The 15,765-nt window shown below is 38.5% G+C and carries 15 protein-coding genes; all 15 read right to left on the bottom strand.

The window, feature by feature from the left end; translation table 11 throughout:
- Position 1: 1 nt before the first annotated feature.
- A complete protein-coding gene (locus tag K3T81_RS15280; protein WP_036573219.1) occupies positions 2–442 on the bottom strand; it encodes a cell division protein SepF in 441 nt (146 codons plus the stop codon).
- Positions 443–447: 5 nt separating this feature from the next.
- On the bottom strand, positions 448–1,119 hold the full coding sequence (locus K3T81_RS15275; RefSeq protein ID WP_238020883.1) for a YggS family pyridoxal phosphate-dependent enzyme: 672 nt from the start codon (positions 1,117–1,119) through the stop codon (positions 448–450).
- Between the two features lie 27 nt (positions 1,120–1,146).
- Positions 1,147–1,956, bottom strand: a complete 810-nt coding sequence (gene pgeF / locus K3T81_RS15270) for a peptidoglycan editing factor PgeF (protein WP_238020881.1) — start codon at positions 1,954–1,956, stop codon at positions 1,147–1,149.
- 50 nt (positions 1,957–2,006) lie between these two features.
- Positions 2,007–2,288: a YlmC/YmxH family sporulation protein gene (locus K3T81_RS15265; RefSeq protein WP_036573228.1), complete on the bottom strand. Its 282-nt coding sequence runs from the start codon at positions 2,286–2,288 to the stop codon at positions 2,007–2,009.
- Between the two features lie 231 nt (positions 2,289–2,519).
- Positions 2,520–3,302: an RNA polymerase sporulation sigma factor SigG gene (gene sigG / locus K3T81_RS15260; protein ID WP_036573231.1), complete on the bottom strand. Its 783-nt coding sequence runs from the start codon at positions 3,300–3,302 to the stop codon at positions 2,520–2,522.
- 125 nt (positions 3,303–3,427) lie between these two features.
- Positions 3,428–4,147, bottom strand: coding sequence for an RNA polymerase sporulation sigma factor SigE (gene sigE / locus K3T81_RS15255; RefSeq protein WP_106896585.1), 720 nt, complete (start codon positions 4,145–4,147; stop codon positions 3,428–3,430).
- Positions 4,148–4,163: 16 nt separating this feature from the next.
- Positions 4,164–5,084 carry a sigma-E processing peptidase SpoIIGA gene (gene spoIIGA, locus K3T81_RS15250; RefSeq protein WP_106896584.1) on the bottom strand — a complete coding sequence of 307 codons (921 nt, stop codon included), beginning with the start codon at positions 5,082–5,084 and terminating at the stop codon, positions 4,164–4,166.
- Positions 5,085–5,429: 345 nt separating this feature from the next.
- A complete protein-coding gene (ftsZ, locus tag K3T81_RS15245) occupies positions 5,430–6,572 on the bottom strand; it encodes a cell division protein FtsZ (protein ID WP_036573236.1) in 1,143 nt (380 codons plus the stop codon).
- A 131-nt stretch (positions 6,573–6,703) separates the two neighbouring features.
- The gene (gene ftsA / locus K3T81_RS15240) at positions 6,704–7,984 is read right to left on the bottom strand and encodes a cell division protein FtsA (protein ID WP_106896583.1); all 1,281 of its coding nucleotides are present in this window, start codon (positions 7,982–7,984) and stop codon (positions 6,704–6,706) included.
- A gap of 254 nt (positions 7,985–8,238) precedes the next feature.
- Positions 8,239–9,036: a cell division protein FtsQ/DivIB gene (locus K3T81_RS15235; RefSeq protein ID WP_238020874.1), complete on the bottom strand. Its 798-nt coding sequence runs from the start codon at positions 9,034–9,036 to the stop codon at positions 8,239–8,241.
- Between the two features lie 183 nt (positions 9,037–9,219).
- Complete coding sequence (spoVE, locus tag K3T81_RS15230) at positions 9,220–10,320, bottom strand: stage V sporulation protein E (protein WP_106898511.1); 1,101 nt, start codon at positions 10,318–10,320, stop codon at positions 9,220–9,222.
- Between the two features lie 95 nt (positions 10,321–10,415).
- Positions 10,416–11,765: a UDP-N-acetylmuramoyl-L-alanine--D-glutamate ligase gene (gene murD / locus K3T81_RS15225; protein WP_238020872.1), complete on the bottom strand. Its 1,350-nt coding sequence runs from the start codon at positions 11,763–11,765 to the stop codon at positions 10,416–10,418.
- Positions 11,762–12,748, bottom strand: a complete 987-nt coding sequence (mraY, locus tag K3T81_RS15220) for a phospho-N-acetylmuramoyl-pentapeptide-transferase (protein WP_106896580.1) — start codon at positions 12,746–12,748, stop codon at positions 11,762–11,764. Before mraY ends, murD begins: the two co-directional genes overlap by 4 nt.
- Before the next feature lie 40 nt (positions 12,749–12,788).
- Positions 12,789–14,141 (bottom strand): UDP-N-acetylmuramoyl-tripeptide--D-alanyl-D-alanine ligase, encoded by a 1,353-nt coding sequence (locus K3T81_RS15215; protein WP_238020865.1) that lies wholly within the window; start codon positions 14,139–14,141, stop codon positions 12,789–12,791.
- Positions 14,142–14,143: 2 nt separating this feature from the next.
- On the bottom strand, positions 14,144–15,619 hold the full coding sequence (locus tag K3T81_RS15210; RefSeq protein ID WP_238020864.1) for a UDP-N-acetylmuramoyl-L-alanyl-D-glutamate--2,6-diaminopimelate ligase: 1,476 nt from the start codon (positions 15,617–15,619) through the stop codon (positions 14,144–14,146).
- Between the last annotated feature and the right edge of the window lie 146 nt (positions 15,620–15,765).

Here is a 15,765-nt window from a genome sequence, read left to right as displayed (position 1 = left end):
TCTACCATCCCTTTTCAAAATCATTTTCTGAAAGTGCCTCTGAAATTGTTCCAGAAACATTTACATTATCCGGTGTACAGAGAAAAGTCTCTGCCCCAAGCTTTTGTATATCTCCATTTAGAGCATATACAGTACCACTTAAAAAATCAACAATTCGTTTTGCCTGCTGATGATCCACTCGTTGCAAATTAATAACGACGGCGCGTCGGTTCATAATATTGTCAGCAATCTCTTGTGCTTCATTATAGGTTCTAGGCTCACACAGTACTACCTTTGAGGAAGCTTGCTGCATACTGGTTAGGCTGACAACATTTTGCTTCTTTCCCTGCTGAGTCTCTTTTTGTTCAGGTTCTGCTTGCTCATCATTTGGAACTTCCACATATTCATACTCATATTCTTCATCCATGGTAAAATAATTTTTTAACTTGTTTTTTATACTCATCTTTTTCACCCCACTAATTTGGTTCCGATTCGGATATGGGTAGCTCCTTCTTCAATTGCCACCTCATAGTCGTTGCTCATTCCCATTGACAAATACGCACAAGGCGCTGATTTATAATGCTTCTCTTGTACTTCTGCTTTTAGGGATGCAAGTCTTTTGAAGACCTGACGAAGCACAGTCTCGTCTTCCGTATGTGGCGCCATCGTCATTAAGCCAATTACTCGAATATTTTCATACTCACGCAACTTTTCAATAAACGGAAGCACCTCTTCTGGCAATATTCCATGCTTGGATTGTTCTTTGCTTACATTCACTTGAATAAAACAATCTATCTTTTTTTCGGTACGCTTATTAATCTCTTTAGCAAGAGAAATCCTGTCTAATGAGTGGATCACATCAACTTGATGGATAACATCTTTAACTTTTCTTGACTGTAGGGTTCCGATAAAATGCCATTTAACATCTGTCCCCTTAAAGTAATCGTATTTTTCCCTAAATCCCTCAAGACGGTTTTCCCCTAGATCGCATACACCAGCTTTAATTGCTTCCTCGGTTCGTTCTATTGTAACATATTTCGTCACCCCAATTAGGGTGATATCCTTTACTGAGCGATTACTATTTTTACAAGCATCTTCTATTCTACGATTAATTTCTTTAAGATTTGTTGCGACTTGCATGCTAACCCTTCTCCTCCTTCGCCTGAGCTAATCAGAAAAACCAATAAAACCAAGCATTCTCCCCGTTTTCCCATTATCCCTCCGATGAGAGAAAAACAGCTCGCTGTCCTCATAGGTGCAGTAATTTGTTACACCTATATTATTACGTAATACCCCAGATTGTAAAAGAATATCCTTATTTAGTTGTTTTAAATCAAGGTTAAAGCGACCATTTTGTTTTACAGTTACACTATTCGAATGGAATGGCTTCGGTATATGGGTTATCACCTGCTCGTCCACTTCATAATGCTTTTTGGAGATACATGGACCGATTACAGCTTGCAAATCGGAAGGATTCGAGCCAAGACTACAAAACCTTTCGACCATTTGTTGACCAATCCCATGTACAGATCCTCTCCACCCGGCATGAGCAACCCCTATAATATTCTGTTTGGGATCAAAGAAAAACAATGGGACACAATCTGCAAAAAAGGCAGAACACAGTACCCCCTTCTCTCTTGTCACCATCCCATCTATATTGGAGATAGAGGTGTCATAATTACTTGCACCACTTCCAGCATCCTGTTTTGTGACTGTTTTAATGTTTATATCATGGACTTGTTCTCCCACTACCCAGCTTGAAAAGGGAAAAGAAAGCTCCTCTGCTAGTTTTTCTCTATTTTCTATAACATCTTGGTAGTCATCCTGAACGTGTAAACCCATATTTAAATGTTGAAAAGGCGGTTTACTAACCCCTCCTATTTTTGTTGAAAACCCAACTGTCAATGACGGTGACAGCTTTTCCCATTTTTCAATACGTAAATAGGACCTATGTTTTGTGATAAATGGTTCACTCATGTCTTAACCTCCCCATGTTCTTGAACCATTTTACCACATTTAAATCGGTTTCAACCGTTATGGCCTGTAATAAAATGCCCTGAATAGAGTTTAGGTTCTCCAACGTTTTTCACCAAAATCACGTCAGAGCCGATCCTTACAATTTGTTCCCAATGGATAACCAACTCATCTGCTTTCCCAAAAAAACCACTCTTTTTATCTTTAATCGTCAGCACAATCGCTACAATCTTACCTCTATCCGTATCAATTTCAAGATCTGTTATATGTCCAAGTCTCTTACCATCGTCAACAATAATAACTTCTTTTACCTGCAACTCTGATAACTTCATCATTTTCAATCCCCCCAATTACTTTAAATATATGCAATACATCTAAACATTTTCATGTAAATTGCAATAATAGAGAATTAAAAATAGAAGACAATGAATGTAAGATTGGTATGGGATTACATGCACTTTTTAAGATGAGATTTTATAACCATAAAAAATCCGAACATATACTAAAGTTTTAGGCTTTAGCATAGTTCGGATCTTCAGTTGAGCTCATAATCCAACCATATTTCTTTATTCAAACATCTGTTTATTCATTTGTTTAATGGCTGCTTTCTCGAGCCGAGATACTTGCGCCTGCGAAATACCAATTTCATCTGCAACTTCCATTTGTGTTTTTCCTTGGAAAAAGCGCTTATTCAATATCATTTTTTCCCGTGCATTAAGCTGATGCATACCTTCTTTTAATGACAGTTTATCAAGCCACGTTGAATCTTTGTCCTTTTCGTCACTAATTTGATCCATCACAAATATTGGATCCCCACCGTCATTATAAATTGGCTCAAATAGAGATACAGGGTCTTGAATAGCATCCATGGCGAATACGATATCAGAATGAGGAACACCCATCTCTTCCGCTATCTCCATAGGTGTTGGTTCTTTAGATGTTTTATTAATTAATTTTTCTCTAACCTGTAGTGCTTTGTATGCAATATCTCGTAAAGATCTGGATACCCTGATTGGATTATTATCCCTGAGATACCTCCTAATTTCTCCAATGATCATTGGCACAGCATACGTCGAAAATCTTACATTATGTGATAAATCAAAGTTATCAATGGATTTCATTAAGCCAATGCAGCCGACCTGAAACAAATCATCGACAAATTCACCGCGATTATTAAACCGCTGAATAACACTTAAAACAAGTCGTAAATTCCCATTTACCAATTGTTCTCTCGCAGAAATGTCATCTTCTTGCTGCATTCTAACAAATAATTTACGCATTTCATCGTTTTTTAGTACGGGCAATTTCGATGTATCAACACCACATATTTCAACTTTATGTCTAGTCACTTTAGTTCAACCCTCCCAGATGGCGATGCTGTTCAAGGACAGTTTCTCCACCTGGAAAGCTTTTTATGCAGTACGGTCAGTGACATGCATGGTGTAAAATGCTCTTAAATCTTAGAGTGATAAGGCTAGACCATTTTATTAAATTCTTTTTTTAATCGACGAATTATTTTTTTCTCCAGTCTTGAAATATAAGACTGTGAAATTCCTAACATATCAGCTACATCCTTTTGCGTTTTTTCTTCCTGACCAATTAGGCCGAAACGCAATTCCATAATTTGCTTTTCTCGATCATTTAATTGTGAAAGAGCACTTTTTAGAAGGCTCTTATCTACATTGGATTCTAGATTTTTGGTAATAATATCATCATCTGTTCCTAAAACGTCTGATAAAAGAAGCTCATTTCCATCCCAATCAATGTTGAGCGGCTCATCGAAGGATATTTCCGATTTAAGCTTATTATTTCTTCTAAGATACATTAGTATTTCATTTTCAATACACCTGGAAGCATACGTAGCTAATTTGATTTGTTTTTCAGGGTTAAATGTATTAACAGCTTTTATTAGGCCAATTGTTCCAATGCTAATTAAGTCCTCTATATTAATTCCAGTGTTTTCAAATTTGCGAGCGATATACACAACAAGACGAAGATTACGCTCTATTAAGACTGCTCTTGCTGACTTATCCCCTTTAGGAAGTAGAATAAGAAGCTCTTGTTCCTCTTGTTTGGAAAGGGGTGGCGGCAATGCTTCACTTCCACCAATATAATAGATTTCATCCGATTTAATCCCTAATTTAATGAGTAGCTTATACCACCACAGACGAAGACGAAGTTTAACAGATTTCAATCTAAATCTCTCCTTTTTATGCAGAACTAATAGCTGCTAGTTTTATAATTTGTGGTTGCAACAGACAATGGTAACTTCCATCCTTTACCAACTCCCCAAACTGAATACCGATTAACACGTTTGACGTAACTAATTTTTGTTCACCGTAATAAACCATTAACTTTTCCGGCCTTACTGTAAAAAGAAATTCACTTTTACCTTGCACCCCTTGATATGGCACAATCTGGATAAAACGTTCCCAATCACCGGGGAGTTGTTCAAAATTTAGACCTTCATACGAAGCTTTTAATAACTGCCAGTCTTTTTCTGTAAACCAATTTTTGAGAAAGCTTTCATCACAGATGACCACAGGCTTTTTTGTGATTGGATCTGTCAATTGATTACCACTATCAATGTACCCCTGTGTAGAATAAGTAGCGTTATTCAACTGAATAGTTACCATACAGAGTTGATCATAGCGAATCTTTTCCGTTGCGTGCTTGTCCATTCGATTCTTAGTAAACCACCATATTATCGGGAACCCAACAACGACGAACATCCAGCTGACAGGGTCTCCAAATCCTCCATTAAAGGTAAGGACACTGCTTCCAGATAGTGATACAGGATTTTGAATGAGAAAGTGAACAGCTAGTAACCCACCCCCTATAGAAAAGGTAGAAAAATAGAAAATCAGCAGTAATTTCAACGTACGATAAATGGACTTAAACCCGAAGGCACTCCATATAATAAAAATGGAATACAGCACCTTTCCAACCACTCCCACAAAAAAAGATTCAGGAAAATAAAAGGTAATCGGCACCAGAAGAGAGGCAATAAATGCTCCACATATGATTCTCCATTTCTTTGTTACTTCTCTGCCTAGAGCTTGAGTTAATAGAAGTAGCATCGCATCGAGTAAAAAGTTTAGCATCCAGACAGCGTCCAAATAAATGATCAAAGCAGCTCTTCCTTTCGGATATCCTGTCATCTGGAGAGTAAATAAAAGCATGGTTGGTAGGAGTATTTAGATAGTAATGAAAGTATACCGAAGCAGCAGAGCAAAGTCTGTCACTTCTTGTATGCGTAAAGGGGCTAATTTCAACTAGTTATCGAGGAATATGTCAGGCAAACATACGTTAGTAGGAGGCAGATGAAAAAGTAAGTGAGGAAACTCTCGCTATTCTCTACTCGCGGAGGTGAACGTGCCAATAATCTAAATCCTATTATTCTATCTAGTTTAGAACCATAAAAAAAGATGAACCCTGATTGGAACAGGGTTCATCTTTTTTTATGTTAATCGAATTTAGCGATTACGGTTTCTATTTCTTAAGAAAGTAGGAATATCCAATGTTTCATCCTCTTGTTTATTAGCTCGTGGTTGTGAGGTTTCTCTCGTTGGTGCTTCCTCGTTCGCACGCGTAGCTGCATGCTGGTTGTGATTGATTACTGGACGTTGTGTTTGTTGTTTAGGTTGCTTTTCTGCTTTTTGGACAGCCTCATCAAAACCGGTTGCAATAACTGTTACAACAATTTCATCTTTAAGGTCTTCATTAATTACTGAACCAAAAATCACATTAACCTCATTATCTGCTGCAGAAGTAACTAGATCAGCAGCTTCTTGCACCTCATACAAACTCAAGTTCGTTCCACCAGTAATGTTCATTAAAATACCATGTGCACCATCAATTGAAGTTTCAAGCAATGGTGAAGAGATTGCCTTTTTAGCGGCTTCAGTAGCACGTGTTTCTCCTGTAGCTACGCCAATACCCATAAGAGCAGAACCTTTATCAAACATAATAGTCTTTACATCGGCGAAGTCTACGTTGATCAATCCAGGTTTTGCAATTAGATCAGAAATACCTTGAACACCTTGGCGTAATACATTATCCGCCTCTCGGAAGGCTTCAAGCATTGGTGTGTTTTTATCAACTATTTCTAGCAAACGATCATTTGGAATCACGATAAGCGTATCGACACTTGATTTTAGTGCTTCGATACCAGATATTGCCTGAGTCGAACGTCTTCTCCCTTCAAAAGAAAATGGACGTGTTACAACACCGACAGTTAACGCACCAAGGTCTTTCGCAATTTGTGCTATGACAGGTGCAGCTCCTGTTCCGGTACCGCCACCCATTCCGGCAGTTACGAAGATCATGTCAGCGCCCTGTAGCACTTCCTCTAACTGTTCTTTGCTTTCTTCAGCTGCTTTTTTCCCTACTTCCGGGTTAGCGCCTGCACCAAGTCCACGTGTCAGTTTGCCGCCAATCTGTATTTTCACTTCTGCTTTTGATAGATTTAACGCTTGTGCATCAGTGTTTACAGCGATAAATTCTACACCTTCAACTCCATGCTCAATCATTCGGTTTACAGCATTGTTACCGCCACCGCCGACGCCGATTACTTTTATTGTTGCTAACTCTTCCATATTTGTATCAAACTCTAACATATTCCGTTCCTCCTATATGCAAATTACAAGCGTCCCAGAAGCTCACTTTCCCTATATGTAAGGGTTCGTTTCATCTAGTCTTCATGAAGCGATCATCGAATTTAACATTAATGCTCTACAAAACTAGCACATTAATCAAAGAAATTCTTAAACAAGTTTGCTATGCTGGAATCCTTTTTCTTTTTTTCTTTTGGTTCATTATATTGAGTTTGTTTTTTAGTTCTTTTTGGCCTTTGATCTTGTTCAGGCACAATAACAGAAGGAAATAACTCTTTTCCCTGTATTTTCGCATTTCGGTATGCAAATTGCAAGATTCCTACTCCTGCAGTGAATTGCGGTTCCCGAACACCTATGTAATCAGGTATAGCTATTCGTACACTTGTATGGAACATATCCTGTGCCAACTCTAATACGCCAGGCATAGCCATTGTCCCACCTGTTAAGACAAACCCACCAGGCAATTCGCCATATCCCATTTTTCTAATCTCACGTTCCGCAAAGGCATAGATTTCTTCCAGCCTTGCTTCGATCATATCAGAGATTTGCAACTGGTTGTACGTTTGTTTCGAATTACTTCCAATTACAGATACCTCAAACGTTTCGTCTTCCTGGGCATTATTATAAAAAGCATGTCCATAATTACGCTTTACGTCCTCCGCTTCCTCGGAAGTTGTCCGCATCCCAATGGAGAGATCTTTCGTAATATTATCTCCTCCCAAGGGAATGACACTCGTTGCTGCAAGATGATCATTTTCGAATACAGATACGGTAGAACATCCGCCGCCAATGTTAATAAGCGCAACACCCATATTCTTTTCATCTTTTGATAAGGCGACAGTTCCAGCAGCTAATGGCTGGAGGCAAATATCCGCTACTTGCAGATTAGCCCGTTCTACACATTTTAAAATATTGTGGAGTACGGTTTTAGAACAGGTAATAATAGTACCTTCCATTTCCAGTCGCACACCAATCATTCCCCTTGGGTCTGTTATTTCATCAAGACCGTCAACAATAAACTGTTTGGGAATAACATCAATAATTTCTCTTTCTGGTGGAATGGACACAACCTGTGCACCATCAATTACACGGTTAATATCCTCATCCCCAATTTCTCTGTCTTCACTTTGCACTGCAACAACACCGTGACATGGCTGTAACTGAATGTGATTGCCATTAATCCCCACGACTACACGGTCAATCTGCATCCCAACCATCCGTTCGGCCTGCTCAACAGCATTGCGTATTGATTGAACTGTCTGATCAATGTCTACTATTGCGCCTTTTTTCATACCATTAGACTTTGCAGACCCTACTCCTATAATGTTTAATGAATCATTTAATACTTCTCCAATTATTACTTTGATTTTTGTAGTACCTATATCAAGGCTAACTAATATATCACTGTTGTTCAAAAGTAAGGCACCCCCTAAATTCAGCAAACTTCATCTTTGTGTTTTGTTTAAGTATTCTATAATTCTATCTGATAACATATCATTTTAAAGTAATATCCTAGAAAAAGAAATATATTATAGGTAATTCCACAAGAAATAGCTGATTCCTTTATTTTTCTGCTACTTTTTATTGTATTTTAACAAATCCAGACACTTACTATATATATTTCGTTTACCAGACTCGTTATATGACTGCAAATATAAATCGAGTAAAGTTAATCTGTAGCATCCTCACTACCCTCTTCGGAGTTCTCTTGACTCTCAGAATCGGTAAACGCCTCAAAGTAAGCTCCAACTCCAATATGAATAATCCCCTTGTTTCCCTCTTCAAGCTGGGAAACAATGGACGGATACACACTCATTTTTTCCGCGAAGTCCCTAATCGTACCATCTACCATAAAGCCATCATTCATATAGAGCATAATTTTATTCTTATTCTCGTCAGTTGGCACCCAATAAATTTCCGAAATTAATTTCAGAATACTAGTTGGTAACTTCTCAAGCTCTGCTGTCATCCTATGTAAATATTCTTCTTCCTTGAAATCGAGCAATAATGGTGCGTCCCCGTTAGAAAGTTTTTGACCAGCATCTTTTAGCACTGTGCCGTTTCCTAACACAGGATAGTAGTTACTATCTTGGGTGGCATACCCTACCCGACTTAATTCTTTTATCTCTATTTCCACAGTTCGCGGGAGCTGTCTGGAGACCTCTACTGAATCAACAATGGGATTTGCTGCTATTTCTGCGCGAATTTCTTTTTTGTTAAGGCTCCAGATATTCGTATTTGTTGTGAGACCACTTAATTCCTCTATTTCATTATCGGATAAAAATGTATTACCTTTAATCGTTATTGTTTTTACATCACTCAAAGGTGATTGTAAATAAGCAATAATTGAAATTAATAAGAAAAAAATAGAAAGGTAGAATACTAAACGACGATTCGCTTTCTTTTTTCTTGCCTGTTTCAGTTTTGGGATTCGATCCTCGATTGAAACAATCTTCTTTTGGCTCATCTCCATTTCTTCCTTTATAAAAAATTAACAAAGAGTTTCGACTAGAAATAGCCAATGTTTCCTGTTACATGAATTATATCACAAGTTCCTTATGGAAATGTAGTATACAATCATAGTTTATCAAGTTTTTAAGATTAATCACCTATTAATTTTTACCAGTTTTAAATCCCCCTGTATACTAACTTAGATTTTTGAATATCTACTAATATTCAATAGTACTCCAACCGAGCATAAGGTTAAAGTTAAGGAAGAACCACCATAGCTAAGGAAAGGTAGCGTGATTCCTGTAACAGGAATTAAACCAATTACCACACTAATATTAATCATTGCCTGAATGGCAAGCATAGAAATAATACCAAGTGCTAAGAAGCGGGCAAATGCATCTGGTGCATCAAGTGCTATTTTAATACCTCGCCAAAGCAATAGGAGAAACAAACCAATGACGGCACTTCCGCCAATAAAACCTAATTCCTCTCCTAGTATTGCAAAAATAAAGTCGGTTTGCGGTTCTGGTAGATAAAAGTACTTCTGAAGACTTTCCCCCAAACCTAACCCCATTAAACCTCCTGGGCCAATAGCATATAAAGACTGTATAATCTGAAAGCCATCACCTAAAGGATCTTCCCAGGGATTCAAGAAAGCGGTTATTCTACTAATTCGATACGGAGCAGATGCAATCAATGCGACAAACCCTAACACACCAAGCCCAGCTAGTCCGAAAAAATGCCAAAGCCTTGCCCCTGCCACAAAAACCATCACCATACACGTGAGCACTAGCACCATTCCTGTCCCAAGATCAGGCTGCAGCATGATAAGTCCAAATGCCGTAAAAATAAGCATGATAGAAGGAAAAAAGCCTTTTTTAAATGAGGTAATGTATTTTTGGTTTGATGCGAGATAGGCTGCCAGAAATATAATTAATCCTAATTTCATAAACTCAGATGGCTGGATGCTAAATGCTCCAACACCGATCCAACTTTGCGCTCCTCCTCTTACCATTCCTACCCCAGGGATTAGAACGAGTAACAAAAGAACAAAACATGTGATAAGTATGATTTTGGCATACTTTTTCCAAGTTCCATAAGGTACAAGTGTCGTGACGATCATTGCAACGATACCAGCACCAGCAAATAATAACTGTCTTTTTAAGTAATACATAGAGTCATCAAACTTATAATCTGCCCATACGTACGAAGAACTATACACCATAACAATTCCAGCTGTTAATAAACCAAGTACCACAGCAATCAGTATATAATCAGGTGCGTTTGAATCCTTTATCATTTTTCTCAACAAAAAACACCCCTTCTACTTATATGAGACCGGGGGTGTTATCTACCAATTTAGTTGATTAAATTTGACTGTTTAAGACAAGCCCCCTATTTCAGTCTATGCACGGCTTGTATAAACATGTCACCTCTTTCTTCAAAGGTTCTATATTGATCCCAGCTTGCACATGCTGGTGATAATAAAATGACATCTTCTTCTGCTGAAACCTGGTATGCTTTTACAACTGCATCCTCTACATCCTCAGCAAATACGATATTCGTAATGTCTGCCTGTTCGCCCAGCTTTTTCAGTTTTTCAGCGGTTTGTCCGAAGACGACCAACCCTTTTACATTTTTTAAATATGGCAAAAGCGCTTGAAAATCATTCCCTCTATCAAGCCCCCCTGCTAACAGAATAACAGGCTGCTTGAAGGATGAGAGTGCTTTTTGTGTTGCCAACATGTTCGTTGCTTTAGAGTCATTATAAAACAGCCTTTGTTTGATGTTATCTACGAATTGCAGACGATGTTTAACACCTGAAAAAGTGGTAAGCACCTTGTGAATTCCTTCATTTGTAGCACCGCGTAACTTTGCAGCTGCAATAGCCGCTAAAATATTCTCCAGGTTATGCTCCCCGACAAGCACAATATCGGCCACTGGCACAACTTTCTCTTCACGGAAATACAAATAGTCTTGGTCCATCCAAGCACCGTTAGAAAGGCGCTGTGTAACAGAGAAAGGTACCTTTAGAGAAGGAGCATTTTCAACTGCCGTTACAATTTTAGTATCATCGGCATTATAAACGAGATAATCGGTTTCCGTTTGATTCCGAAATATATTAAATTTTGCCTCCATGTAGTTTTCCATCGTTTTATGATAATCAAGGTGTGCCTCAAAAATATTAAGAACCACGGCAATACTCGGTTTAAATCGTTGAATCCCGAGTAATTGAAAAGAAGAGAGCTCTAAGACAAGTGACTCGTCACTTTCGACGGTCTGAGCGATTTCCGTAGCAACCAACCCGATATTACCTGCTACTTTAACAGCTAAATTACTTTCTGAAAGCATTTCAGTTGTTAATGTTGTGGTAGTGGTTTTCCCATTTGAACCAGTTATCGCAATGATTTCCCCATCTGCTAATTGTCCAGCAAGCTCAATTTCGGTAATGATAGGTATGTCTCTCTTCATCGCTTCTGCCAAAATGATGTTATCATAAGGGATCCCCGGGTTTTTTACAATGATATCTACCCCATCAAGGACATGAAGGGGGTGTGTTCCTAATATCACCTCAGCACCTTTAGACTTAAGCTCTTCAACCGTTTCGTCGTCTTCTCTTGCATTCATATCATTAATCCGGACGTTTTTACTATTTTCAAGTAGTACATTGGCAGCTGCCGTTCCACTCCTGGCTAAACCAAGCACCAATACATTAGAATATGGAAAATCGGTTAGCTGCTTCAATTTAATCCCACCTCTATATATATACCAAGCGCGGCAAAAACAAGCCCGACAAGCCAGAAAGTCGTAACTACTCGCCACTCAGACCATCCGAGTAATTCATAGTGGTGATGCAATGGACTCATTTTGAACACTCTTTTACCAGTCGTTTTAAAGGAAATTACTTGAATTATGACTGAGAGTGTTTCAATGACAAAAACCCCGCCAATAATAACAAGAATTATTTCCAGTTTAGTTAAAATTGCGATAGCAGCAATTGCCCCACCTAGAGCTAAGGATCCAGTGTCTCCCATAAATACTTTAGCGGGATGAGCGTTAAACACTAGAAAACCGAGTAACGCCCCGACGACTGCTAACGAGAATATTGCAACCTCATTTTGCGGGAACCCGTACCATGCTAAAATACCAAATGCTCCAAACGCAATGGCAGCAGTTCCAGCCAACAAACCATCTAAACCGTCTGTTAAGTTTACAGCGTTTGAAGCGCCCACTAACATGACAATTATAAGAATGGCATAGCCCCACCCTAGTTCAAACTGTAATGAGGTGCCTGGGATTTGAATATATGTATCAAAGCCCTGACTCTGTAAAATAAAATAAAAAACAAGTGCGATTATTATTTGACCAGCCATTTTTTGTTTTGATGTTAAGCCAAGGTTACGCTTCATTGCTACCTTAATAAAGTCATCCAAAAATCCGAGTAGTCCATAGCCAAGCAGAACAAAAATTAAGAGCCAAAGTTCATAACCGATCCCTTCAGCACCTGCTTTTAATGCCATAATGATGGATGTGATCACAACACTAAAGACAATCATAAGACCACCCATTGTTGGTGTACCTGTTTTCTTGAGATGAGATTTTGGCCCTTCTTCTCTAATGCTTTGTCCAAACTTTAATCTTCTTAAAAATGGAATAAATATCGGAGATAAAAGGACGGTGATTAAAAATGCTATTGCAATTGTAATTAATAATATTGAAATTTTCACTACTTTTCCTCCTTGTAGATTAACCGTCCATCGGTAGCGGCTAGCTAATTGCCTCTACCATTGTTTCAAACTTTAATCCTCTTGATGCTTTGAATAAAATAAGTGTTTCTTTATTTAAGTATGGTTGAAGTGCTTTGATAAGGGCTGACTTTGTTGTAAAATGCTCTAACTCAATGTCTGTTCCTTTATTTTGAAGCTCAGATGAGATCCAATTGGCACTCTCCCCATAGGTATACACAGTGTCAACAGGCGGTTCAATTGCATCCGCTACAGATCGATGCAGTTCCTCTGCATAATCACCAAGTTCTAATATGTCACCAAGAACAAGAACCTTCTTCTTAAAACCTTCCATTTGCTTTACTACTTCAATTGCTGCCTTCATGGAAGTTGCAGAAGCATTATAAGCATCATTAATAATTGCTACATCCTGTTTACCTTCCAGAAGTTGAAAACGCATGGAGGTCATTTCCAGGTCCAGAAACCCTTTCTGGATGCATTCTTGTGTAACACCCAGTTTTCCACATACAGACAACGCTAAAGCAGCATTTTTTGCATGGTGCTTTCCTGGTAGAGGTATGGTATAAGATTGACCATCCACCTCGAAGTCCGTCTTATTATGACTTATGTGGACCGAGGTAATAACATGTTCATTACCTGGCTCAAAACCACATGTCACAACATTTGCATGCTTGTGTTTGAAAGAAAGCAATGGCTCGTCACCATCCAACAATAGTATGCCATTAGTTTTCAATCCATTTTCTATTTCTAATTTTGCCTTCGCTATTCCTTCTCTAGAACCAAGATACTCAATGTGAGATTCACCAATATTGGTAATTAGGGCATAATCTGGGCGGGCGATACGTGTTAAGGTATCGATTTCTCCAGCCTGGCTCATTCCCATCTCTAATACAAGAACTTCTGTCTCCCGCTTCATAGAAAGAATAGTTAGTGGTAACCCTATGTGATTATTAAAATTCCCTTGGGTATGATGGGTCATAAAAGTGGTTTTCATGATAGAAGCCACCATATCCTTGGTTGTCGTTTTCCCATTTGATCCTGTAATCCCAATAACTTTAGGATTTACTAGATCTCTATACTTTGAAGCGATTTGCTGCAAGGTCATTAATGTATCCTCTACCATATAGACGGCAATGGAGGGATCAAGCTTCTCTGGTAATGGCTTGCCCTTGTCCCAGATCGTTGCGACTGCTCCGTTCTCCACAGCTTGTTCCAAGTAGGTATGAGCATCAAAATTTTCACCTATAAGTGGGATAAACAATGCATTATTCGCATTCTTTCGGCTATCTGTCATTACTTCAAATATTTCGTATTGATTATTTCTTCCTGTCATTGGAGTGAGAAATTCCTCAAGCCAATCCGTTGTAAACAACATGGTTAAATCCCCTTTGTCTTAATGGCATGTCTTGCCACTTCGCGGTCATCAAAATCATATTTCACAAGACCAATTTGTTGATAAGTCTCGTGGCCTTTTCCTGCAATTAGAATGATATCGTCTTTTTGCGCAAGTTTTATTGCATGCACAATCGCTTCTTTTCTATCAGATATTACATCATAATCTTCTTTGTTTCTCGACAAGTCTGTTGTCATATCCTTTAGGATTTGCGCAGGGTCTTCCGTACGTGGATTGTCTGATGTAAAAATTGCCCGATCCGCATAATGAAGGGCGATTCCTGCCATTAGAGGGCGTTTTGTTCGATCACGATCTCCACCGCATCCTACCACTACATAAACTTTTCCCTCAGCAAATTCCTTGATTGTTTGCATTACATTCTCTAAAGAATCAGGTGTATGTGCATAGTCAACAATTACTGCATAGTTTTGCTTTTCATCTACAGGCTCAAATCTGCCGTTTACCCCTGTTATGCTTTCAAGCGCATCTTTAATAACAGCCAGTGGAATATTTTTTGCAATAGCTGCTGTGCTAGCAGCAAGCATATTATAAACATTGAACATTCCGATTAGCTTGGAATTAATTTCAATGTCACCAACCGGTGTTCTTAAAGTAAACGAAGTACCACCTGCATCTAAGCGAATGTCTTTTGCTGTTACATCTGCCTCTTTTTTACAAGAATAGGTTAAGACATTTTGGGCAGTGCTACGCTTTAATACACTACTGGCTGGATCATCTTCATTTAATACTGCAAATTTAGGATGGTGTTTTGCATAAGTATTCCCTAACTGAGCAAACAAAAGACTTTTGGCACGTAAATAATCATCTATATCTTTATGATAATCCAAATGATCTTGTGAAAGGTTGGTGAAAATGGCAACATCAAATTCACAACCATGTACACGTCCCATATCCAAAGCATGGGAGGAAACTTCCATGATTGCCTGCTCTACTTCCTTATGGAGCATCTTGCTAAAAAATCTCTGTAAACTTAACGAATCTGGTGTTGTATTATTAACAGGATATGTTTCGTCACCAATTTTCATTTGAATCGTGCCAATGACTCCAGTTTTCTGCTTATTCTTGTTAAAAATGGTTTCAAGCAAGTACGTAACTGTCGTTTTCCCGTTCGTGCCGGTTACACCAATCAGTGGTAGTGTCCTCGTTGGATTATGATAAAAACGAACAGCAAGCATAGACATTACCCTGGCAGTGTCTCTAACCATTATTACTGGCACATTGGTCTTGACTGGTTTCTCAGCAATTATAGCAATGGCTCCATTTGAAATCGCCTGGTCAACAAAGTCATGACCATCCTGTGTATATCCTGATATACAAACAAACAAACTATTTGGACTGTTAACCCTTGAATCCATTTCTATAGAATCAATCTGTATGCCTTCCAAAGAAGCACTTGCATGGTAAAAAGGTATTTCTTCTAATAATTCCTCTAATCTCATAACTAACATCCTATCATTCGTAATGTCCTACATATGTATTCTCAGTAACATTCAAATTTAAGAGGGTGTCACCACCCTCTTATTTAATTGCAATTTATTTAATGAAATAAAGGGATCGCCTAGCTATCCCCCATAAAGCATTATGC

Origin of the sequence: Oceanobacillus jordanicus (assembly GCF_022095695.1) — a bacterium.
In the GTDB taxonomy this organism is placed as follows: Bacteria; Bacillota; Bacilli; order Bacillales; family Amphibacillaceae; genus Oceanobacillus_B; species Oceanobacillus_B jordanicus.
The sequence above is the reverse complement of the archived record's forward strand: the minus strand, read 5'-3'. Positions and strand labels throughout refer to the sequence as shown.